The organism is Arthrobacter sp. SRS-W-1-2016, assembly GCF_002009585.1.
GTDB lineage: Bacteria > Actinomycetota > Actinomycetes > Actinomycetales > Micrococcaceae > Arthrobacter > Arthrobacter bambusae_A.
This window is the reverse complement of the sequence record NZ_MTPV01000020.1, coordinates 17,588-39,062: the sequence shown is the minus strand read 5'-3', so window position 1 is coordinate 39,062 and position 21,475 is coordinate 17,588. Positions and strand designations below refer to the sequence as shown.

The window sequence follows — 21,475 nt, the reverse complement described above, 5'->3', positions numbered from 1 at the left end:
GGTGCCATGGCGCCGTCGGTCATTCCGGCCACCAGCCAGGGCGGGCAGATCCCGCACGCCGCCGGTGGTTCGGTCTTCCGGCAGATCGTGACCGGAAACGCCATGGTCTCGGTGTTGTCCGTGGTCCTCGCGATTGTGCTCGGCGGAATCCTGATGGCCGTGACCAACCCCAAAGTGGCCGAAACGGCGGGCTATTTCTTCGCGCAGCCGGGGGACATGCTCACCGAGGTCTTCCGGCCCTACGTGGCACTCGTCCAGGGGTCGATCTTCAACTGGGCCGGTGCCGACATCGCAGCCCAGCTGTACCCGATCACTGAAACCCTGACGGTCTCAACGCCCCTGATCCTGGCAGGACTCGGCGTGGCCTTGGCCTTCCGTGCGGGACTGTTCAACATCGGCGCGCAAGGCCAGATCATTTTTGGCGCACTGTTCGGCGCCTATGTGGGATTCACCTGGCATTTGCCTTTCCTGGTTCACTTGCTGCTCGTCATCGTTGCCGGATTCGTCGGCGGCGCGGTGTGGGGCGGCGTCGTCGGCCTCCTCAAAGCCCGGACCGGGGCGCATGAGGTCATCGTGACCATCATGCTGAACTACATCGCCAACTTCCTGCTCCTGTTCCTCCTCACAACTCCGGCCTTCCAGCGAAAGGGTTCAACCAACCCGATCTCGCCCTTCCTGGACCAGTCGGCACTGTTTCCGGAGTTGCTCGGGCCCCAGTTCAGGCTTCATGCAGGCTTCCTCCTGGCCGTGCTCGCGACGGTTTTCGTGTGGTGGCTCCTGAAGCGTTCCACGCTCGGCTTTGAATTCCGGGCCGTGGGCGCCAACCAGAGCGCGGCACGCACGGCCGGAATCAACGTTCCCCGCGCCGTGATCCTCGTGATGGCGATCGCGGGCGCGCTTGCGGGCCTGGCCGGCATTGCGCAGGTATCCGGAACGGAGAAATACCTCAGCGGAGGCGTCGCTGCTTCCATCGGATTCGACGCCATCACGGTCGCGTTGCTGGGCCGTTCGACGCCGTGGGGAACCTTCTTCGCGGGGCTCCTGTTCGGCGCCTTCCGTGCGGGAGGTGTCGCGATGCAGGCTGAGACCCAGACCCCCATCGACATTGTCTTGGTCATCCAGTCCCTGATCGTCCTGTTCATCGCGGCACCGCCGCTGGTGCGCGCGATCTTCGGACTGAACCCGCGGAAAAAGAAGAAGGCCACTGGCGGCCCCGGCTCCGGAACCATGCCCGCCGGAAAAATCGAGAGCGGAGCTGCAACAGCATGAGCACCACAACAACTCAGTCCGGCAGTGGCACACCCGCCGGTAACGCCCCTGCGCGCCCGGGGAAAACGGGTGCCACCGAGCTGGTGAGCTGGAAGGCCGGAATCGGACTGTCCCTGCTCGCAATCCTGGGCACCGTGCTGTTCGGGTTCATGACCGATTCGAAGTCGGCGGGCTTCGGCATTGCCGAGGCGGCCAATGAAGCAGCCTCCAGTGTTGCCGCGTTGGTCACGTTCATCCTGGCGCTGCTGCTTTCGGTCGGCCTCGGATATATGTGGTTCGCCCGCCGTCGTTCAGGCCGCGCCTCGGGCTCGGCTTCAGTTCCGGGTTGGTTGCCGCCATCCACCGTCGCCGCCGTGGTGGTCCTTGGACTCGCCGCGCTGGGAGTGGCGAAGGTTTCCAAGATCACGCTTCCTTCCGCGGCCATCGGCTGGATCGCCTCGGTGATTCTCCTGGGCCTGGCCGGCTACACGGTGTACCTGACACAGGCGAAGAAGGCCACCCCCCGCTGGGTAGGCGGTACGTTTGCCGCAGTGTTCCTCATCGGGTTCATGGTCTGGATCGTGGCTGGCGGAAACGGCGATGAGCCGTCCATCTCGCTCGCCGGACTGATCGCAGGATCCGTCACCCTGGCCGTGCCGCTGGTCTTCGGATCCCTGTCCGGCGTCCTGTGCGAACGCGTCGGCGTGGTCAACATCGCCATTGAAGGGCAGCTCCTGCTGGGAGCGTTTTCCGCGGCCGTTATTGCCACGGTGACGCACAATGTCTACGCCGGGCTGGTCGCGGCTGCCGTAGCCGGGGCGCTTGTTTCCTTGGTCCTGGCCGTGGTCAGCATCAAGTACCTCGTCAACCAGATCATCGTCGGCGTCGTGCTCAACGTCCTCATCAGTGGCCTGACGAGCTTCCTCTTTTCCACGCTGCTGACGGCTGACCCGGATGGGCTCAACAAGCCGGGGCGTTTGCCTCCCGTGGACATTCCGTTCCTGTCCGATATCCCCATCATCGGCCCCATCCTGTTCCACCAGTCCCTCGTGGGCTATTTGATGTACATCGCCGTGATCGTGGTTTACCTCGGCCTCTTCCACACCAAGTGGGGACTGCGCGTGAGGGCCGTCGGGGAGCACCCGCAGGCGGCCGACACCGTGGGCATCAACGTCAACCGGACCCGTTTCTGGAACGTGCTCATGGGTGGTGCGATCGCGGGTATTGGCGGCTCGTTCTTCACGCTCGTGTCCGTGGATGCCTTCAGCAAGGACATGTCGGGTGGCCGCGGGTACATCGCCCTGGCGGCGCTGATCTTCGGGCGCTGGAACCCGATCGGCGCCTTCTTGGCCGCGTTGCTGTTCGGCTTCGCGGACAACCTCCAGAGCGTCATCACCATCATCGGATCGCCCGTGCCGAGCCAGTTCATGGCCATGCTGCCTTACGCCCTCACGGTCTTCGCCGTCGCTGGATTGGTGGGCAGGTCCCGACCGCCGGCGGCAAGCGGCATACCGTACGTCAAGGGCTGACCGTGGCGGATACCGAAGTGGACTGGGCGGTCCTCGAGGCCGCCGCGGTCGCTGCCATGGGGAAGGCGTACGCTCCCTATTCGAAGTTCCCGGTGGGGGCCGCTGCCCTCACCGAGGACGGACGGATCGTGAGTGGCTGCAACGTGGAGAACGCCAGCTACGGACTCACCCTGTGCGCCGAGTGTGCCCTCGTGGGAGACCTCCACATGGGTGGCGGCGGCAGGTTGCGGGCGTTCTATTGCGTCGACGCGAAGGGCAATGTCCTCATGCCGTGTGGCCGTTGCAGGCAATTGCTCTATGAGTTCCGGGCACCCGGCATGCAACTCATGACCACGCAGGGCATCAAGACCATGGACCAAGTGCTGCCGGATGCATTCGGTCCCGACAACCTGGAGGAGAAGCTGTGACACAGACAGAAGCGTTTGATGCCGTCCAGATCATCAGCATCAAACGGGACAAGGGCACCCTGAGCCCGGAGCAAATTGACTGGACCATCGATGCCTACACCCGCGGCGTCATCGCCGACGAGCAGATGGCGGCCCTGAACATGGCCATCCTGCTCAACGGGATGGATCGTGCCGAGATCTCCCGCTGGACCGAGGCCATGATCGCCTCGGGCGAGCGGATGGACTTCTCCAGCCTTCGGCGTCCCGACGGCGGCGTAAAGGCCACCACCGACAAACACTCCACCGGGGGTGTCGGGGACAAGATCACGCTTCCGCTGGCGCCGTTGGTCGCAGTCTTCGGGGTGGCCGTTCCCCAGCTTTCCGGCAGGGGACTGGGCCACACGGGCGGCACGCTTGACAAGCTCGAAGCCATTCCCGGGTGGCGGGCGAACCTGAGCAACGAGGAAATCCTTGCCCAGCTGCAGGACGTGGGTGCGGTCATCTGCGCCGCCGGCACGGGCTTGGCTCCGGCGGACAAGAAGCTCTACGCCTTGCGCGACGTGACGGGCACAGTGGAAGCCATTCCCTTGATTGCGTCGTCCATCATGAGCAAGAAGATCGCCGAAGGCACGGGCTCCCTCGTGCTCGATGTGAAGGTCGGGTCCGGGGCGTTCATGAAGGACGAAGCCCGTGCCCGCGAGCTGGCCGAAACCATGGTGGCCCTGGGCAAGGACGCGGGCGTCAACACCGTCGCCCTCCTGACCAACATGGGCACCCCGCTGGGCTTGACTGCGGGCAACGCCATCGAGGTGGAGGAATCGGTGGAGGTGCTTGCGGGCGGCGGTCCGGAAGACGTCGTCGAACTGACCGTCAGGCTCGCCGAAGAAATGCTCGCCTGCGCCGGAGTGCACGATGCCGACCCCGCGGCCGCCCTGAAGGACGGCCGCGCTATGGACGTCTGGAACCGGATGATTGAAGCCCAGGGCGGCGATCCGCGCGCAGCCCTGCCCGTTGCGAAGGAATCCGAGGTCATCGCGGCTCCGGCAGACGGAGTCCTGGTGGAGCTCGATGCGTTGTCCGTGGGCGTGGCCGCGTGGCGCCTCGGCGCCGGTCGTGCGCGGAAGGAAGACGTCGTCCAGGCCGGTGCGGGGGTACGGATGCACGCCAAACCGGGTGCCTTGGTCCGCGCAGGGGAGCCACTCATGACCCTCCTGACCGACACTCCGGAAAAGTTCGACAGGGCCAAGGAAGCCCTGGAAGGTGCCGTGCTCATCGCGCCGGAAGGCTCACGGCCGGCGCAACGGCTCATCATCGACCGGATCTCCTAGCTGCTGTTCTCCCGGGCATTTTCGGATGCCCGGGAGACAATCCCCGCGGCCATTCGTTGGGAAGACCGTGCAGGCGATCAACGACTTCATCCTCTCGGCAGCCGGGCAGCCTTGGGTCTTGCTTCTGGTTTTTGCCTGCTGCGTGATCGATGGTTTCTTCCCGCCCATCCCGAGCGAGTCGGTGGTGGTGGGACTCGCGGCCGTTTCGGCGACGGCTGGGACGCCCAACACGTGGCTGTTGATCCTGGTGGGCGCCCTCGGGGCATTCACGGGCGACAATATCGCCTATGCGATCGGCCGCAGGATAGGTGTCCGCCGTTGGGGGTGGTTGCGTTCTCCAAGGATGCAAAGCGCCTTTCGCTGGGCCGGGCGGGAACTCCGACGCCGGGCCGCGTCACTGATCATGGTGGCCCGGTTCGTCCCCATCGGCCGCGTGGCGGTCAACCTCACAGCCGGTGCAACCGGATTCCCGCGCCGCATTTTTGTGGCCCTCACGGCGATGTCCGCCATTCTGTGGGCCAGCTACTCGGTGGCTATCGGATTGTTCTTCGGCCAGTGGTTCGAGCACAACCACCTGCTCGGGGCGACCATCGCGATCGTCGCGGCCGTCATCCTCGGAATCATCGTGGACCGGATCATCAGCAAAGTCCGCGGGGCCACGCCGATCACTGAAGAGGACGAAGAGACCGGGGAGCCCGAAGAGGAAGCCGTCATGTGAGGCGGGGTGGCCAAGGCGGCGCTGCCTCCTCCCTGGGTATGACTCCCATGGGACCGGAAGATCCGTCCACAGGGGGATGCGTCCATTCCACCTTTCGAGCTAGCCTTAAATTGTGTTCTTCCCGGGCAGGGGCGTAGCGAACGAGGTCCCGGCCATGGGACACTGGATAGCGATCTGTGTCGCGCAACCGCGTGACTTTCCTTGAGGAGCAATGCCTGCGTGGAATTCATGAACCACATGCTCGAGCATGCCGCCGGGCAACCGTGGATCTACCCGGTGCTCCTGGTTTTCTTTTTCATCGACGGCTTTGCCACGATCCTTCCCAGCGAGACGGCCATCGTCGGGCTCTCGGCCCTCGCGATGCACCGCGGCGAGCCCAACCTGTGGCTCCTCGGCGCCACCGCGCTAGTTGGGGCCATGGCCGGTGACAACATGGCCTACATGCTGGGCCGCAAGATCGGCCTGGACCGCTGGAAATGGATGCGCAAGCCCAAGGTCCAGAAGATGTTCGCCTGGGCACACTACGAGCTGGACAAACGCGGCGCCGTGCTCATCTTCACGGCCCGGTACATCCCTTGGGGCCGCGTCGCCGTGAACTACGTCGCCGGACAAACCGGATTCCGCCACAAGACCTTCTTCTTCCTGGATGCCTTCGCCTGCTTCACGTGGGTTGTCTATTCGATCGGCGTCGGATCGCTCGCCGGCCACTGGGTGCACAACAACCCGCTCCTTGGCGTGGGGATTGCCGTGGCATTCGCCGTGGTACTCGGCGTCATCGTGGACCACACCTTGCGTTGGTGGCACAAGCACCTCGAGAAGAAGGACGCGGAGAAGAAAGAATCAGCAGCCGCAGCAGACGAAGGGACCGCGATTAACGCGGCGGCCGGCGTCGAGCGCTCACACCCTGCTGGCTAAGCTTCTTCCGTCCCCCTAGAGTTGAGACGTGACTGAGCCTATTGTTGATGCCGCCCCTGCCCTTGATTTCGACCTGAAGAGCCTGCCGAAGGTTTCCCTTCACGATCACCTGGACGGGGGACTGCGCCCGGCCACCATCATCGAGCTGGCGGAGGCCGTCGGCCACACCCTTCCGTCCACGGATCCCGTAGCGCTGGGCCAGTGGTTCCGTGAGTCCGCGGATTCAGGTTCCCTGGTCCGTTACCTCGAAACCTTCGACCACACGATTGCCGTCATGCAGACCAAGGAAGGCCTGGCACGCGTAGCCAAGGAGTTCGTTGAGGACCTCGCGGACGACGGCGTCGTGTACGGCGAGATCCGTTGGGCACCTGAGCAGCACCTGCAGAAGGGCCTCACCCTGGACGAGGTTGTGGACGCGGTCCAGGAAGGGCTCGACGCCGGCGTGGACGCTGTTGAGGAGTCCGGCCGGCAGATCCAGGTGGGCCAGCTCATCACGGCGATGCGCCACGCGGACCGCGGCCAGGAAATTGCCGAGCTCGCCGTGCGCCACCGCTACAACGGAGCCGTGGGCTTCGACATCGCCGGAGCCGAGGACGGCTTCCTGCCGTCCCGCTTCAAGGACGCTTTCACCTACCTGGCCGAGCACAATTTTCCGGCTACCGTGCACGCCGGCGAAGCAGCAGGCCTGGACAGCATCCAGTCCGCACTCGTGGACGGCCGGGCCCTGCGGCTGGGCCACGGCGTGCGTATCGCCGAGGACATCTCGGTTGAATTCGAGGACGCCGAAGGCGAAGAAGCCGACGACGACGCCGAGGACACCATCGGCATGGTCACGTTGGGTGAGGTGGCCGGCTGGGTCCGCGATCGCGGGATTGCGCTGGAAATCTGCCCCTCGTCCAACCTGCAGACCGGCGCCATCGCGAACTTCGGCGAAGGCATCGAGAACCACCCGCTGGACATGCTGTACCAGCTGGGCTTCAACGTCACCATCAACACGGACAACCGGCTCATGAGCGGCGTGACCCTCACGGACGAGTTCGAGCTTCTCGTGGAGACCTTCGACTACGATCTCGACGACCTCCTCGAATTGACCCTCAACGCGGCCGAGTCGTCGTTCTTGCCGCTGGACGAAAAAGAAGCGTTGGTGGAGTACATCAACGACGCCTACGCCAACCTTGGCTGAACAAAGCCCTGCAGGCGCGGTTGGGGAGCTGCTGGGGAAGATAGCCTCTTTGCGGGAGCACTGCCCGTGGATGGGGGCGCTGACCCACGAATCCCTCGTCGAGTACCTGATCGAGGAAGCGTACGAAGTGGTCGACTCGATCGAAGCCGGCGCGGCCGGCACCGACACGGCCGACGAACTCCGCGGCGAGCTGGGTGACGTGCTGCTCCAAGTAGTGCTGCACGCCCGGCTCGCCGAGGAACGCGGACAGTTCACGTTCGACGACGTCGCCCGCACCATCACGGAAAAGATGGTGCGGCGAAATCCGCACGTCTTCAGGCCCGACGGATCCTTGCAGGATTCCTTCCCGGCCACCGTGGAGGAGATCGTCGAAAAATGGGACGCCGTGAAGAAGGCCGAAAAGCCCGGGCGCTCGGATCCTTTCGAAGGCATCCCGCCGCACCTTCCTGCCCTTGCCTTGGCGCAAAAGTCGCTTGAGCGTGCCGAGCGTTCGGGCGGCCCGGAGCTCAGGGGCCGCCCCGTCGCGGCGGCGGAGGTTCCCGACTCCGAAGCTGCGCTTGGAGACTTGCTGCTCGCCGTCGTCGCGGGCTCAAGGGAGAAGGGTTTCGACGCCGAACGGGCCCTGCGCGCTGCGGTCCGCCGCTACCAGGGCCGCGAGGGCGATGCCACAAAACGTGAGGGGTCCGACGCTGTTCCGTAACCTTGGCCCGTCTCGACTAGGCTAGTGGCGACGAGGACGTCGAGAATTTCCCTCAAGATTCCCAGTAAATCGCTTCACCATAAGGAGCAGTCCATGGCGCTTATCGATGCCATCCACGCCCGCGAGATCCTTGATTCCCGCGGAAACCCGACAGTAGAAGTTGAAGTTCTGCTTTCCGATGGCCAGATCGGCCGCGCGGCAGTTCCCTCCGGTGCTTCCACCGGCGAGCACGAAGCCGTTGAACTGCGTGACGGCGACAAGGGCCGTTACCTCGGCAAGGGCGTCCAGAAGGCCGTTGACGCGGTCATCGACGAAATCGCCCCGGCCCTGATCGGCTTCGACGCCACGGACCAGCGCAGCATCGACCAGGCCATGATCGACCTCGACGGCACTCCGAACAAGGGCAAGCTCGGCGCCAACGCCATCCTCGGCGTTTCCCTCGCGGTGGCCAACGCAGCCGCCGCCTCCGCGGACCTGCCGTTGTACAAGTACCTGGGCGGCCCGAACGCCCACGTCCTGCCCGTCCCGCTGATGAACATCCTCAACGGTGGCTCCCACGCCGACTCCGACGTCGACATCCAGGAATTCATGATCGCCCCGATCGGCGCGGAGACCTTCTCCGAAGGCCTGCGCTGGGGCGTTGAGGTCTACCACAACCTCAAGTCGGTCCTGCAGGCCAAGGGCCTCTCCACCGGCCTCGGCGACGAAGGCGGCTTCGCTCCGAACCTGCCGTCCAACCGCGCTGCACTGGACCTGATCCAGGAAGCCATCAAGAACGCCGGCTACACCCCGGGCAAGGACATCGCCCTCGCACTGGACGTCGCCTCGTCCGAGTTCTACAAGGACGGCGCCTACCAGTTCGAAGGCAAGGCACTCTCGGCCACCGAAATGAGCGCCTACTACGCCGAACTCGTTGCCGACTACCCGCTGGTCTCCATCGAAGACCCGCTGGACGAAAACGACTGGGAAGGCTGGAAGACCCTTACCGACACCATCGGTGACAAGGTCCAGCTGGTCGGCGACGACCTCTTCGTGACCAACCCGGTCCGCCTGCAGCAGGGCATCGACTCCGCCACGGCCAACTCCCTGCTCGTGAAGGTCAACCAGATCGGTTCCCTGACCGAAACCCTGGATGCCGTTTCCCTGGCCCAGCGCTCGGGCTACACCACCATCACCTCGCACCGCTCCGGCGAAACCGAGGACACCACCATTGCTGACATCGCGGTTGCCACCAACGCGGGCCAGATCAAGACCGGTGCCCCGGCCCGCTCCGAGCGCGTCGCCAAATACAACCAGCTGCTGCGCATCGAAGAAGAACTCGACGACGCCGCTCGCTACGCCGGCCGCAGCGCGTTCCCGCGTTTCAAGGGCTAGTATCCGCTGAAACAGCTGACCGGTGGCTATGGTGGAAAGACCATAGCCACCGGTTCTGTTTAACGAAATGTGCGAGCACTTCGGCAAACCGCAGGCTCCGTGAGGCACACAACGCGCAGCAACCCGCCAGGCAAGCACCAGGCATTACAGGAGTGTCATGGCCACCCGCCGACCCAAGGTCCCCCGGGCCGATGCCCTCGGCCGTTCGCCCCAGAAGAACCCCGACAGCGGCCATGTCATCCGTGCCGACTTCGGCGAGTCCCGCAAGGCAACCGCGCCCCAACAGGAAAGCGCGGTTCACGCCGGGTCCAGGGCGCCGTCCAATGCCACAGCCGAAGGCAGCGCCCAAAGCAAGGGCCAGTCCGGCACAAAGGGCGGAGCTGCCCCGAAACCGGGACGTCCGCATGCGGGCGGGCCGGGAAACTTGCCGGTTGTCGGCAAGGCATCCGGCAAAACGTCCGGCGCTGGCTCCACCCACCAGGACAAGGACCACGGCGCGCGCCCGGTGCCCGCGAAGGCGTTCTCCGGCCGCATGCTTGCCCTCGCCGTGGTGATGATAGCGATCACCATCATGCTCGCGCCCACGGTCAAGATCTGGTTGGAGAAAAAGGCTGAAATCTCGGGCCTGGAAGCCGATATTGCGAGCAAGCAGGCCGAGCAAGCCAGCCTCCAGAAGCAGATCACGCGGTGGCAGGACCCCAACTACGTGAAACAACAAGCCCGGGACCGCATTAACATGGTTATGCCGGGTGAAGCAGGCTACTGGGTGTTTGGTGGAGACGTTCCCGCCGGGACACCCGGTGGAAGCACCAGCTCAGGGGCTTCCGGAAGCCCGTCCAATCTGCCGTGGGTGGATGGGCTATGGGAATCCATCAGGCGCTCGGCAACAGACTAGACGCGGTGCCCGCCGCCGTCGCGCCCTGGCGGGCGCGACCAAACAGGGCAGGAAGGATGGCAGCGCCAGTGGAAGAGACCTCGGCACCTGCATCGCAGGAGTCACGCAAGCCATCAGCACACGATCTCGAAATCCTCAGCCGCCAGCTCGGGCGGCCGGTGCGCGACGTCGTCGAAATCCCGGCGCGCTGCGTGTGCGGCAACCCGTTGGTCGCCGCGACCGCTCCGCGATTGAGCAACGGCACTCCGTTTCCGACGACGTTCTACTTGACGCACCCCGTCATCACCGCAGCCGTGTCGCGTCTGGAGGCCGGTGGGCTCATGAATGCGATGAACGAGCGGCTCACCGAGGACGAGCCTTTGGCTGCGGCTTACAGGGGCGCCCACGAGGCCTATCTCCAGGCGCGTGACGAGATTGCCGGACGTGTCGGCACCGGGGACGTCCCCGAGATCGCCGGCGTCTCTGCCGGCGGCATGCCCACACGCGTGAAGTGCCTGCACGTCCTGGTTGGCCACTCCCTGGCGGCCGGTCCCGGCGTCAATCCGCTCGGCGACGAGGCCATCGAGGCGATCAGCGAATGGTGGACCGCGGACCGCTGCTATTGCGACGGCGCGTGGGACAGCGCAGGGGAGGCCCCGTCCAGGGACCTCAGCCGCCACGGACCGCAGGGCCTGCCGGACATCGTGGGCCGTCCCGCACCTGTCCGCAAATCCAAGTCCTCCCACGGAGCAGAAGCGTCCGCGGAGTCGGCCGCAGGGGAGCGCAACGCATGAACCGGGTAGCCGCCATCGATTGTGGCACCAATTCGATCCGCCTACTCATCGCGGATTCCAACGGCGCGGGAACAGGGTCTCCGTTGCGGGACATCGTCCGTGAGATGCGCGTCGTTCGCCTCGGCCAAGGGGTTGACGCCACCGGCGAGCTTGCTCCCGAGGCGCTCGAACGCACCTTCGCGGCAACCGCCGACTACGCCGAGCTGATCCGCCGTCATGATGCCCGGGGCGTCCGTTTCGTGGCGACCTCTGCGAGCCGCGACGCCCGCAACCGGGACGTCTTCGTTGACGGGATCCGGGAGCTGCTGGGCGTCGAGCCCGAGGTCATCTCCGGCGACGAAGAAGCCGCGCTGTCCTTCGCCGGTGCAAGCAGCGTGCTTCCATCACGCGGCAAGGATCCGGTGCTGGTGGTTGACCTCGGCGGCGGAAGCACCGAGTTCGTCCTCGGCGACTCCGACGGCGTCATTGCCGCCAAATCCGTCGACATCGGCTGCGTGCGCTTGACTGAACGGCACCTCCGCAGCGATCCTCCGACGCCGGAGCAGATCGCCGCAGCGGAAGCCGACGTCGACGCAGCCATTGATCTCGTCGCCCGCACGGTCCCGCTGGGCCGGGCCACCGCCGTCGTCGGCGTTGCCGGAACCGTCACCACCATCACGGCGCACGCCCTGGGCCTGGGCGAGTACGATCCCGCACTGATCCACGGTGCCAGCCTGGACCTGGAGACCATCAGCAAGGCCGCCACGAGCCTGCTGGAAATGAGCCGCGAAGAGCGTGCCCTGCTGCCCTACATGCACCCCGGACGTGTTGACGTCATCGGAGCCGGAGCCCTCGTCTGGCGCCGCGTCCTCCAGCGTTTGGCCGAGCCCGGAAACGGCTCCATCACAGCGGCCATCTCCAGCGAGCATGACATCCTCGACGGCATCGCGCTGAGTATCCGCTCATGATGGGTGTCCGCTAAAGATGGGTATCCGCTGATGACGTTGCCACACGGTTGGCGCCGCCGCGCGGCATCGGCCGCGCTGGCCGCCATGCTGGCCGGGGGAAGCCTTGCGGGGGCCCTTGTCGCCGCGCCCTCGGCGTTCGCCGACTCGTGGCGGGACAAGGAATACTGGCTCAACGAGTACGGCATCACCGCCGCCTGGCAGGTATCCAAGGGCGCGGGCGTGAAGGTGGCCATCATCGACAGCGGGGTGGACGGACAACACCCCGATCTCAAAGGTGCGGTGGTCGGCGGAACCGACGCTTCCGGCGCGGGCGATCCGAACGGGCAGAAGAGCATCGGGGCCAAACCCGAGCACGGAACCCTCGTCGCCACGCTCCTTGCCGGGCGTGGACACGCTGCTCCCAACCCGTCGGCCTCCCCGTCGTCGTCTCCGTCGCCAGGTTCCAGCGTCGGCACCGACGGAATCGTGGGCGTAGCCCCCGAGGCCCAGATCCTGTCCGTTTCCGCTTGGCTCGGTTCACCGAACCCGGCGGGCAAGACGGACCAGGAACAGATTCCCGAAGCTGTCCGGTGGGCCGTGGACAACGGCGCCAAGGTCATCAATATTTCCCTCGGCAGCACTTCGCCGGATTGGCCCCAAAGCTGGGACGCGGCATTCCTCTACGCCGAACAAAAGGACGTAGTGATCGTGGCCGCGGCGGGCAACCGGATCGGCGGCAACGTCCAGGTGGGCGCGCCCGCCACGATTCCAGGCGTCCTGACCGTGGCAGGACTCGACCGGAACCGCATGGCCAGCGTCGATGCTTCATCGCAGGGAATCAGCATCGGCGTCTCGGCGCCCGCGGAAAAGCTGGTGGGGGGCCTGCCCGGGGGGAGCTACGAGGATTGGGCAGGCACGTCGGGTTCCGCGCCGATTGTCTCCGGCGTTGCGGCGCTCATCCGCTCGAAATGGCCTGATATGAGCGCCAAGCAGGTCATCAACAGGATAGTGTCCACGGCCGTGGATGCCGGCGCGCCCGGCAAGGACCCGATCTACGGCTATGGCATCCTCAACGCCGAGGCGGCCCTGGAAGCCGATGTGCCGGAGGCGACGAGCAATCCGGTGGGATCCATTGCGGACTGGATCAGGGTCCACCGACGCGGGGACCTCAGCAGCCCCACGCCGCAGGCAACGTCGACGCCGAGCATCCCCGCGGCGACCTTGGCCGATCCCACTGTTCCCGTCGCCAAGGCGCCCTCGCAGTCCGACACAGCCGTTCCGGCCGCTGTGGTGATCGGCTTCGGTTCGCTCTTCGTGGCGATCGTTGCGGGCGCCTCCGTCCAATTGAGGCGCGCCTACCGGACCTCCCCCGGACTGCCCGACGGGCCCGCGACCGGCGTGGTGGACGTCGTGGATCAGGGCGGCCCGAAATAGCCCCCGGCGCAGGTGCGTAGATTCGGGAAATAGTTAGTGAAGATTTTCACAAGGTGCTGTACTCTATTCTTATGGCAACCACCCCTGAGCTCATTGACCGTCCCCGTGTTCTCGTTGTCGGCGGCGGATACGTCGGCCTGTACGTAGCACTCAAGCTGCAGAAGAAGATCGCGAACGCCGGCGGCATCGTCACCGTCGTCGATCCTCTTCCCTACATGACCTACCAGCCCTTCCTCCCCGAGGTGGCAGGCGGCAACATCGAGGCACGCCACGCCGTTATCTCGCACCGCCAGCACCTCAAGCAGACGGAACTCATCCAGGGCCGCGTCACCAGCATCGACCACCAGAACCGCACCGCCGTTGTTGCTCCGGCCGACGGTGGAGACAACTTCGAGATCCCTTACTTCGACGTCGTGGTTGCCGCCGGTGCCATTACCCGCACCTTCCCCATCAAGGGCCTCGCGGACGAAGGCATTGGCCTGAAGACCATCGAAGAAGCGGTCGCCCTGCGAAACAAGGTGCTTGAGCGCATCGAGGTCGCCTCCACCATGACCGACGCCGCCGAGCGCGCCAAGGCCCTGACCTTCGTGGTGGTGGGTGGCGGTTTCGCCGGTATCGAGTGCATCACCGAGATGGAAGACCTCGCCCGCGCTGCCGTCAAGAACAACCCGCGCATCCGCCAGGAGGAAGTCCGCTTCGTCCTGGTCGAAGCCATGGGCCGCATCATGCCCGAGGTCACCGCAGCCCAGGCCGAGTGGGTTGTGGGACACCTCCGCAGCCGCGGCATCGAGGTCCTGCTCAACACCTCCCTCGACAACGCAGAGGGCAGCCTCAAGCTCATCAACCTGCCGGACAAGACCCCTGCCCAGGAGTTCGAAGCCGACACCCTCGTGTGGACCGCCGGCGTGCAGGCCAACCCGATGATCCGTTCCACCGACTTCCCGCTTGAGCCGCGCGGACGCGTCCGCGTCCTCCCGGACCTGCGGATCGCTGGCGACGAAGGCATCATCGACAACGCCTGGGCCGCCGGCGACATCGCCGCGGTTCCGGACCTCACGGGCAGCGGCCTGCCGGACGGCACCTGTGTTCCGAACGCCCAGCACGCCCTTCGCCAGGCCAAGCGCCTCGCCAAGAACCTGTGGGCCTCCCGCTGGGACAAGCCGATGGGTGACTACAAGCACAAGAACCTCGGTGCGGTCGCCGGCTTCGGCGAGTGGAAGGGCGTTGCCAACATCAACCTCCTGGGCCGCATCGGCCTCAAGGGCGGGCTTGCCTGGCTGGCACACCGCGGCTACCACGGCTTGGCCATCCCCACCGGTGAGCGCAAGGTCCGCGTGATCTTCAACTGGATCCTCGGCATGACCATGGGCCGCGACACCACGCAGCTGCTGGACCTCGACAACCCGCGCGGAGCCTTCGTTGCCGCGGCCACCCCGGCTCCCAAGCCGGCCGCCGCACCCGCACCGGCTGCCGCACCTTCCGAAGCCAAGGCTCCGGTCACGGCTGACGCCAAATAGCGGCACCTCAAGCAGTCCCGCTGACGGTGGCCATCTCCCACGCGGGAGGCGGCCGCCGTCGTCGTTTTAATCCTCGTGCCGTGCCGTGCCGTCCGGTCCGCGGCGGCGGTTCGGCATCTCGGCGACGCCGGGTCCTAGACTTGCAGCATGGCTGGCGAAAGCGATCTGACCACCCTCCTGAGATCCATGCATCCCGTGATTCGGGAGGGCGACTACGTCTACGCTTTGTGGCCGCACGGCAGACCGCTTGAAGGCAATATCGAAGCCGCTGTCCGCGAAGCGGAAGGCCTCACCGTGGTGCTGCGGCGCGAGGAAGCCGGCCGCCTGGGGCTGGCCTACGATTTCGTGGCCGCGTGGATCACTCTTCAAATCCACTCCGCGCTGGAAGCTGTGGGGCTCACCGCGGCAGTCAGCTCCGCCCTGACGGCGGCCGGCATCAGCTGCAACGTCCTCGCCGGGTTCCATCACGACCACCTTTTGGTTCCGTCCACTGAGCGGCGGCACGCCATGGAAGTGCTGGAGCTGCTGGGCCAAGGCGTAGTGCTGCGGACGGAGCAGCCGGCGGACCGCGAGTCCGTGCTGGCGCTCACGGCGGCCGCGTTTTCCACGAGCGCGGTCACCGGGTTGCCCGTCGAAGGAGTCCCGGCCGAAGTGAAGCTGCTGAGGGAACTGTTCGACTCCGATGATTACCTGCCGGAGTTCAGCATCGTGGCGGAGATGGGCGGGGAAATCGTAGGCCACGTCATCTGCACCCGCGGCAGGGTCGGAGGACTCCCGCTCTTGGGACTGGGCCCCATCAGCGTCCAGCCGCACCTCCAGCGGCGTGGCATCGGATCTGCGCTTTTGCGGGAAACGGCCCGGCGGGCCGAGGAGGCGGGGGAGCCGGGCATCGCGCTGCTGGGCAGCACCGAGTACTACCCTCGCTTCGGATTTCTTCCCGCCCGCAAGCTGGGCGTGTCGGCACCCGACGCAGGGTGGGGAGACCATTTCCAGCTCTTGCCCCTCAAAGCATGGCCCGACGGCGCCAGCGGAACCTTTCGTTATGCCGCGCCCTTCCAAGCGCTGTAGGAGGCCAAAAGAGGGGAGTGCGCTGGGTTACCATTATCCGGGCGCCCCAGTAGCCCAATTGGCAGAGGCAGCGGACTTAAAATCCGCGTGTTGTGGGTTCGAGTCCCACCTGGGGCACGCACGAGAAATGCGGGCCGTGCCACCTTCTTTGTTTGCGCCAAGCTGTGCCGTGACGAGAATTTAACCCCGCGTTCACGCGAAGAGCTCTCCGGGCACTGCGGTGACACACCGTTATTAGATCCTGACCTGCGTATATGTGTTCCACGACACATATTTGGTAGTACTCTCATGGAACATGTTCGAAGTGAAAGTGACTTCGGGCGAATGACCACGAATCAGACGCACCGCGGAGGCTATTTATGTACAGGAAGAAAGTCATTTCGGCGATTGCAGCAGCAGCCACCCTTGGCATGCTCGTGGCGGGCTGTGCGAACCAGACCGCTCCCAGCGGCACGGAAACCTCGGGTGGCGGCAGCAGGGTCAATATCCCCGCGATCTCCAAAGTCGACGTTCCTGCCGGAGCTGTTTTGCCTGCAGGCGATGGAAAGGGGACGTGCCCGTCCACCACCACCCTTGCCTATGCCGGTGCCGAGACAGGACCCAACGCCCAGCTGGGTATCAACATCTTCAACGGCATCCAGCTGGCCATCAACCAGCACAACGCCGCGAACCCCGGCTGCCAGGTCCAGTTCAAGAAATTCGATACTGAAGGCGATCCGAACAAGGCCACGGGCCCGGTGACGCAGATTGTTTCCGAACCCGACATCATCGGAGTGGTGGGCTTGCCGTTCTCCGGAGAGTCCAAGGCCACCGGCAACATCTTCGAGCAGAAGGGCTTGGTGCACATCACGCCCTCCGCTACCAACCCGAGCCTGACCAAGAACGGCTGGACCACTTTCTTCCGGGCCCTCGGCAATGACGCCGTCCAGGGTCCTGCGGCAGCAAAGTTCCTCACGGACAAGCTGCAGGCAAAGAAGGTCTACTTGGTCCAGGACGACTCTGACTACGGCATTGGTCTGGGAACCACAACGTCCGCTGCCCTTGGCTCCGCGATGGTGGGATCCGACAAGGTCGTCACGGGCCAGAAGGACTTCTCGGCCGTGATTTCCAAGATCATGAACTCCAAGGCAGACACGGTCTACTACGCCGGCTACTATGCAGAGGGTGCCCCCTTCGACCAGCAGCTGGTTGCAAAGGGATTCACCGGATCCTTCGTGGGCCCCGATGGAGTGAAGGATGACCAGTTCATCAAGCTGGCCGGCGATGCGTCGTCCAACTCGTACTTCACCTGCCCCTGCATCCCGGGCGAGCTGATCCCGAGCTTCGAGAGCGAGTACAAGAAGCTGGCCAACGCGGAGCCCGGAACGTACTCCATTGAAGGTTACGACGCCGTCACGGTCCTGCTCTCGGGCATCGACAAGGGCAAGCAGTCCCGCGCGGACCTGCTGTCCTGGGTCAAGTCCTACGACGCAGATGGCCTGTCGAAGCACTACAAGTGGGATTCAACCGGCGAATTGGCAACGCCTGATGTCTACGGCTACAAAGTTGAGAACGGCAAGATCGTTCCCATCGGCGTCATCGGAAAATAACACCGAGCCCAGATGAATGCTGGGGGTTAGCATCCATGCCGACCCCCAGCATTTCTTTTGATTACATCAGGAAAGTGCCATGATCAGTGAAGTAATTCCCACCCTGCTCCACTCGGTTCCCGTGGACGACACGTGGATCACCTTCGACGTAAACTCCTTTACCCAAAACTTCTGGAGTTCCACCTTTGACGGGTTGACCTTCGGCGCAATCTACGCCTTGGTTGCCCTCGGCTATACCCTCGTCTACGGCGTTCTCAACCTCATCAACTTTGCCCACTCAGAAGTGTTCATCACGGGCTGTTACGGAGTGTTCTTCACCCTCAGCGCCCTGAATTTCGGCCCCTCTGCTCCGAGGCTGGGTTTTTGGGCCATCGTGGGAAACCTCATCCTCGCCCTCGTCGTCGCCATTATCGCCTCAGCCCTGATGGCAGTGATCGTGGAACGGGTGGCTTATAAACCTTTGCGTCAACGTAAGGCGCCCCGACTGGCATTCTTGATTACCGCCATCGGTGTTTCTTTCGCCATTCAGTACACCATCTACTGGTGGCGTGGACCGAGCCCGGAAGCTGCGCTCACAATGTTCCGGCCGCTCGCGATTTTCGACGTCTTCGGGACGATCGTCGATTCGCAGCAGGTGGTTATTGTGGTCGCCGCGATTATCCTCATGATTGCCACCGATCAGTTCATTAGGCGGTCCCGGACCGGCCGAGGCATCCGCGCAGTGGCGCAGGATCCGGATACTGCAACCCTGATGGGTGTCAACAAGGAAAAAATCATTGTCACCACCTTTATCATCGGCGGCATCCTGGCCGGTGCGGCTGCTTTGTTCTACGTCATGAAAATTCCGTCCGGCGTGCAGTACAACGGCGGATTCATCCTGGGCGTCAAAGCGTTCGCGGCCGCTGTCCTTGGAGGCATCGGCAATGTCCGCGGTGCTTTGCTGGGCGGCCTGCTGATCGGTTTGATTGGCAACTACGGCCAGGTGCTCCTGGGCAGTTCCCAATGGACGGACGTTGTCGCGTTCGTGGTCCTGGTGTTGGTATTGATTGTGCGACCCGAAGGTGTCTTGGGTAGCTCGCTAGGAAAGAGTAAGGCATGAGCACAACAGACGGCCCCACACTTATTCCCGATGATGCTTCTGCACAGGAGATTGCCGACCGCGAAGCCAAGATGCGGCAGCGCAAGGGCTGGTTCCCGGGGCTCAGTGACAAATGGAATGCGCTCCCGCGCCAGACCCAATGGCTGATCCTGATCGTCGTTGTTGTCCTTGCGTATTTGCTTCCTATCCTCAATCCGCCGTTGATCACGACGGAACCGGGCAACAATTGGCAAATCGCACTCGCGCAAATGTCGGTCTATGCCCTGGTGGCTGTCGGCCTGAACGTGGTGGTCGGCTATGCGGGCCTCCTCGACCTGGGTTATGTGGCCTTCTTCGCCCTGGGGTCCTATACCTCAGCGATGTTCACCAGTCCGGATTCGCCGTATGTGCACATTCCCTACTTGTGGACGCTGCCATTGGCGATGGCAGTCGCCATGTTCTTCGGCGTGGTCCTGGGTGTTCCCACGCTTCGCCTCCGCGGCGACTACCTGGCTATCGTCACGCTCGGCTTCGGTGAGATCGTGCGCATTCTGGCCACCATCATTCCGGCCATGAAGGGCCAGGTTGGCTTCCAGAATGTCGGCCACCCGCCTGGTACGGATTCCAGCGGACAAACGATCTTCCAGAATTCGAACGGAACCCCGTGGTATTGGCTGACGCTGACCATCATCATTGTGGTGCTCCTTGCTGCCGGAAACCTTGAGCGCAGCAGGGTGGGACGCGCGTGGATTGCCATCCGCGAGGATGAAGACGCTGCCGAAATCATGGGTGTCCCCACCTTCAAGTACAAGGTGTGGGCCTTCGCGATCGGCGCTTCCGTGGGCGGACTCTCGGGTGCGTTGTTCGCCGGCCAGGTAGGTTTTGTGAACAACCAGAAATTCGATATCGCCACCTCGATCCTGTTCGTCGCCGCTGTTGTCATGGGCGGCACGGGAAACAAGGTGGGTGCGATCCTTGGTGGTGCGTTGGTGGCATATATCCCACTCCGCTTCACCGCGATTGCGGAGTTCAAGTACCTGATCTTTGGGGCGGCGCTGGTGATCATCATGATTTTCCGTCCCGGTGGCCTCCTGCCGGCACGCCAGAGCCTCCTCGCCTATGGACGCTTGGCCTACAACAAGCTCAAGGGTGCCATGGGCGATATCCCTCCTTCGGGCAAAGTCGTTCTGGAACCGGGAAAGGGGGCTGACAAATGAGTGAAGCGATCGAACCGGATATCGACGTCGACGCACTCAAGGAGCAGGGTGTGGACCTTGATGTCGCCGAAAAGGTGGCACCCGAGAGGGAGATCGCCACCAAGGTGGGCGAAGCCCTGGTCCAGGTCCAGGACCTGACGATCAAGTTCGGTGGCCTGGTCGCCCTGGACAACGTCACGTTCGATATCAACCGGGGCGAAATCCTCGGTTTGATTGGTCCCAACGGTGCGGGTAAAACCACGTGTTTCAATGCGATGACAGGTGTGTATAAGCCGACTTCGGGAAAGGTCTTGCTGGAAGGCCAGTTGCTCAATGGACTGCCCCAGCACAAGATCACCCGGCGAGGCTTGGCGCGGACGTTCCAGAACATCCGCCTCTTTGGTGAGATGACGGCCTTGGAAAACGTGGTTGTCGGCCTCGACGCGCGCCACCGCACGAGTGTCGGCGGGGCTCTCCTGCGCCTGCCGACCCATGTGAGGGAAGAGAAGACCTCGATCGAGCGCGGCATGGCATTGCTTGAATTCGTGGGCATCGCCGATCACGCCCATTTCCTGTCGCGGCACCTTCCTTACGGGTACCAGCGCCGCCTGGAAATCGCGCGGGCACTGGCCACGGATCCCAAGGTCCTGTGCCTGGACGAGCCTGCGGCCGGGTTCAATCCCGCGGAGAAGGAAGAGCTCATGGCCCTGATCCGGACAATCCGCGACGACGGCTACACGGTCCTGCTCATTGAGCACGACATGAAGCTGGTCATGGGCGTCACCGACCGGATCGTGGTCCTGGAGTTCGGCAAAAAGATCGCGGACGCGTTGCCCAAGATCATTCGCGACGACCCGAAAGTTATTTCCGCCTATCTCGGGGAGCCTGAAGATGACCTTGCTTGAGCTGAAGAACGTATCCGTCCACTACGGCCGGATCCAGGCGATTTCCGACATGTCATTCAGCGTGGAAGAAGGCGAGATCGTTTCGCTCATCGGCGCGAATGGTGCCGGAAAGACCACCACCATGAGGACGATTTCCGGATTGCTGGCTCCCTCGGCCGGCTCCATCACCTTTGCCGGCCAGGACATCACCAGGATGAAGGCCCACATCCGTGTTGTCCAGGGCATTTCGCAAGCGCCGGAGGGACGCGGAATCTTCCCTGGCATGACGGTGGAGGAGAACCTCGACATGGGTTCCTACGGCCGCAAGGACCGGACCAAGGTGGCAGAAGACCTGGAACGTGTCTTCGACTTGTTTCCACGGTTGAAGGAGCGTATCAAGCAGTTTGGCGGCACCATGAGCGGTGGCGAACAGCAGATGCTCGCGATTGGCCGGGCGCTGATGTCCAACCCCAAGCTGTTGCTGCTGGATGAACCTTCCATGGGGCTTGCTCCGCAGTTCATCCGCCAGATCTTCAAGATTGTCACGGAGATCAACAACCAAGGCACCACGGTGCTCCTGGTGGAGCAAAACGCCAACCAGGCGCTCGCCCGTGCGCACCGTGCTTTCGTGCTTGAAACCGGGTCGATTACGCACCGGGGCACCGGCAAGGAACTGCTTGCCAACCCGGCGGTCAAGGAAGCGTACCTCGGCGTCGGATAGCCGCGTGTGCCGG

Annotated in this window: 20 protein-coding genes and 1 tRNA gene; all 21 read left to right on the top strand. The window is 64.1% G+C overall.

The genetic code is table 11. The features are described 5' to 3' along the window. The first annotated feature begins 6 nt into the window (after positions 1 to 6). The 21 genes from BMF89_RS05010 to BMF89_RS04910 all read left to right on the top strand — a co-directional run bounded on the left by BMF89_RS05010 (position 7) and on the right by BMF89_RS04910 (position 21,462). Entirely contained in the window at positions 7 to 1,269 is a 1,263-nt protein-coding gene (locus BMF89_RS05010) for an ABC transporter permease (protein WP_139359548.1), read from the top strand. Beyond that, entirely contained in the window at positions 1,266 to 2,777 is a 1,512-nt protein-coding gene (locus tag BMF89_RS05005) for an ABC transporter permease (protein WP_078105978.1), read from the top strand. Before BMF89_RS05010 ends, BMF89_RS05005 begins: the two co-directional genes overlap by 4 nt. Positions 2,778 to 2,779: 2 nt before the next feature. After that, positions 2,780 to 3,184 carry a cytidine deaminase gene (locus BMF89_RS05000; RefSeq protein WP_078105977.1) on the top strand — a complete coding sequence of 135 codons (405 nt, stop codon included), beginning with the start codon at positions 2,780 to 2,782 and terminating at the stop codon, positions 3,182 to 3,184. After that, entirely contained in the window at positions 3,181 to 4,491 is a 1,311-nt protein-coding gene (locus tag BMF89_RS04995) for a thymidine phosphorylase (protein ID WP_078105976.1), read from the top strand. The genes BMF89_RS05000 and BMF89_RS04995 overlap by 4 nt, the downstream gene beginning before the upstream one ends. 67 nt (positions 4,492 to 4,558) lie before the next feature. After that, positions 4,559 to 5,209 (top strand): DedA family protein, encoded by a 651-nt coding sequence (locus BMF89_RS04990; RefSeq protein WP_078105975.1) that lies wholly within the window; start codon positions 4,559 to 4,561, stop codon positions 5,207 to 5,209. Positions 5,210 to 5,428: 219 nt separating this feature from the next. Continuing rightward, positions 5,429 to 6,124 carry a DedA family protein gene (locus BMF89_RS04985; RefSeq protein WP_253190709.1) on the top strand — a complete coding sequence of 232 codons (696 nt, stop codon included), beginning with the start codon at positions 5,429 to 5,431 and terminating at the stop codon, positions 6,122 to 6,124. Between the two features lie 28 nt (positions 6,125 to 6,152). Beyond that, a complete protein-coding gene (locus BMF89_RS04980; RefSeq protein ID WP_078105974.1) occupies positions 6,153 to 7,307 on the top strand; it encodes an adenosine deaminase in 1,155 nt (384 codons plus the stop codon). Between the two features lie 70 nt (positions 7,308 to 7,377). Continuing rightward, positions 7,378 to 8,007 carry a MazG nucleotide pyrophosphohydrolase domain-containing protein gene (locus tag BMF89_RS04975; RefSeq protein ID WP_078105973.1) on the top strand — a complete coding sequence of 210 codons (630 nt, stop codon included), beginning with the start codon at positions 7,378 to 7,380 and terminating at the stop codon, positions 8,005 to 8,007. A 93-nt stretch (positions 8,008 to 8,100) separates the two neighbouring features. Continuing rightward, positions 8,101 to 9,381, top strand: a complete 1,281-nt coding sequence (eno, locus tag BMF89_RS04970) for a phosphopyruvate hydratase (protein ID WP_078105972.1) — start codon at positions 8,101 to 8,103, stop codon at positions 9,379 to 9,381. A gap of 157 nt (positions 9,382 to 9,538) precedes the next feature. Continuing rightward, a complete protein-coding gene (locus tag BMF89_RS04965; RefSeq protein WP_078105971.1) occupies positions 9,539 to 10,276 on the top strand; it encodes a septum formation initiator family protein in 738 nt (245 codons plus the stop codon). A gap of 56 nt (positions 10,277 to 10,332) precedes the next feature. Then, positions 10,333 to 11,049 (top strand): DUF501 domain-containing protein, encoded by a 717-nt coding sequence (locus tag BMF89_RS04960; protein WP_171983399.1) that lies wholly within the window; start codon positions 10,333 to 10,335, stop codon positions 11,047 to 11,049. Further along, positions 11,046 to 11,996 (top strand): Ppx/GppA phosphatase family protein, encoded by a 951-nt coding sequence (locus BMF89_RS04955; protein ID WP_078105969.1) that lies wholly within the window; start codon positions 11,046 to 11,048, stop codon positions 11,994 to 11,996. Before BMF89_RS04960 ends, BMF89_RS04955 begins: the two co-directional genes overlap by 4 nt. Positions 11,997 to 12,026: 30 nt before the next feature. Continuing rightward, entirely contained in the window at positions 12,027 to 13,409 is a 1,383-nt protein-coding gene (locus tag BMF89_RS04950) for a S8 family serine peptidase (RefSeq protein WP_078105968.1), read from the top strand. 71 nt (positions 13,410 to 13,480) lie between these two features. Then, positions 13,481 to 14,926: an FAD-dependent oxidoreductase gene (locus BMF89_RS04945; RefSeq protein WP_078105967.1), complete on the top strand. Its 1,446-nt coding sequence runs from the start codon at positions 13,481 to 13,483 to the stop codon at positions 14,924 to 14,926. A 147-nt stretch (positions 14,927 to 15,073) separates the two neighbouring features. After that, positions 15,074 to 15,994, top strand: coding sequence for an N-acetyltransferase (locus tag BMF89_RS04940; protein WP_078105966.1), 921 nt, complete (start codon positions 15,074 to 15,076; stop codon positions 15,992 to 15,994). Positions 15,995 to 16,037: 43 nt separating this feature from the next. After that, positions 16,038 to 16,111, top strand: a tRNA-Leu gene (locus tag BMF89_RS04935). Positions 16,112 to 16,353: 242 nt separating this feature from the next. Further along, positions 16,354 to 17,583, top strand: coding sequence for a branched-chain amino acid ABC transporter substrate-binding protein (locus BMF89_RS04930; protein WP_078105965.1), 1,230 nt, complete (start codon positions 16,354 to 16,356; stop codon positions 17,581 to 17,583). A gap of 79 nt (positions 17,584 to 17,662) precedes the next feature. Next, a complete protein-coding gene (locus tag BMF89_RS04925) occupies positions 17,663 to 18,682 on the top strand; it encodes a branched-chain amino acid ABC transporter permease (protein ID WP_078105964.1) in 1,020 nt (339 codons plus the stop codon). Continuing rightward, a complete protein-coding gene (locus BMF89_RS04920; RefSeq protein ID WP_078105963.1) occupies positions 18,679 to 19,878 on the top strand; it encodes a branched-chain amino acid ABC transporter permease in 1,200 nt (399 codons plus the stop codon). Before BMF89_RS04925 ends, BMF89_RS04920 begins: the two co-directional genes overlap by 4 nt. After that, positions 19,875 to 20,762, top strand: coding sequence for an ABC transporter ATP-binding protein (locus tag BMF89_RS04915; RefSeq protein WP_078105962.1), 888 nt, complete (start codon positions 19,875 to 19,877; stop codon positions 20,760 to 20,762). Before BMF89_RS04920 ends, BMF89_RS04915 begins: the two co-directional genes overlap by 4 nt. Next, positions 20,755 to 21,462, top strand: a complete 708-nt coding sequence (locus BMF89_RS04910; protein WP_366214758.1) for an ABC transporter ATP-binding protein — start codon at positions 20,755 to 20,757, stop codon at positions 21,460 to 21,462. Before BMF89_RS04915 ends, BMF89_RS04910 begins: the two co-directional genes overlap by 8 nt. The last annotated feature ends 13 nt before the right edge of the window (positions 21,463 to 21,475 follow it).

Excerpts from the sequence above, each read along its gene's own strand:
- BMF89_RS05005 (WP_078105978.1), top strand. The coding sequence starts at position 1,266 with ATGAGCACCACAACAACTCAGTCCGGCAGTGGCACACCCGCCGGTAAC.
- BMF89_RS04945 (WP_078105967.1), top strand. The coding sequence starts at position 13,481 with ATGGCAACCACCCCTGAGCTCATTGACCGTCCCCGTGTTCTCGTTGTC.
- BMF89_RS04915 (WP_078105962.1), top strand. The coding sequence starts at position 19,875 with ATGAGTGAAGCGATCGAACCGGATATCGACGTCGACGCACTCAAGGAG.
- BMF89_RS04975 (WP_078105973.1), top strand. The coding sequence starts at position 7,378 with ATGGGGGCGCTGACCCACGAATCCCTCGTCGAGTACCTGATCGAGGAA.
- BMF89_RS04925 (WP_078105964.1), top strand. The coding sequence starts at position 17,663 with ATGATCAGTGAAGTAATTCCCACCCTGCTCCACTCGGTTCCCGTGGAC.
- BMF89_RS05010 (WP_139359548.1), top strand. The coding sequence starts at position 7 with ATGGCGCCGTCGGTCATTCCGGCCACCAGCCAGGGCGGGCAGATCCCG.
- BMF89_RS04965 (WP_078105971.1), top strand. The coding sequence starts at position 9,539 with ATGGCCACCCGCCGACCCAAGGTCCCCCGGGCCGATGCCCTCGGCCGT.
- BMF89_RS04950 (WP_078105968.1), top strand. The coding sequence starts at position 12,027 with ATGACGTTGCCACACGGTTGGCGCCGCCGCGCGGCATCGGCCGCGCTG.
- BMF89_RS04960 (WP_171983399.1), top strand. The coding sequence starts at position 10,333 with ATGGCAGCGCCAGTGGAAGAGACCTCGGCACCTGCATCGCAGGAGTCA.
- BMF89_RS04955 (WP_078105969.1), top strand. The coding sequence starts at position 11,046 with ATGAACCGGGTAGCCGCCATCGATTGTGGCACCAATTCGATCCGCCTA.
- eno (WP_078105972.1), top strand. The coding sequence starts at position 8,101 with ATGGCGCTTATCGATGCCATCCACGCCCGCGAGATCCTTGATTCCCGC.
- BMF89_RS04930 (WP_078105965.1), top strand. The coding sequence starts at position 16,354 with ATGTACAGGAAGAAAGTCATTTCGGCGATTGCAGCAGCAGCCACCCTT.
- BMF89_RS04940 (WP_078105966.1), top strand. The coding sequence starts at position 15,074 with ATGGCTGGCGAAAGCGATCTGACCACCCTCCTGAGATCCATGCATCCC.
- BMF89_RS04920 (WP_078105963.1), top strand. The coding sequence starts at position 18,679 with ATGAGCACAACAGACGGCCCCACACTTATTCCCGATGATGCTTCTGCA.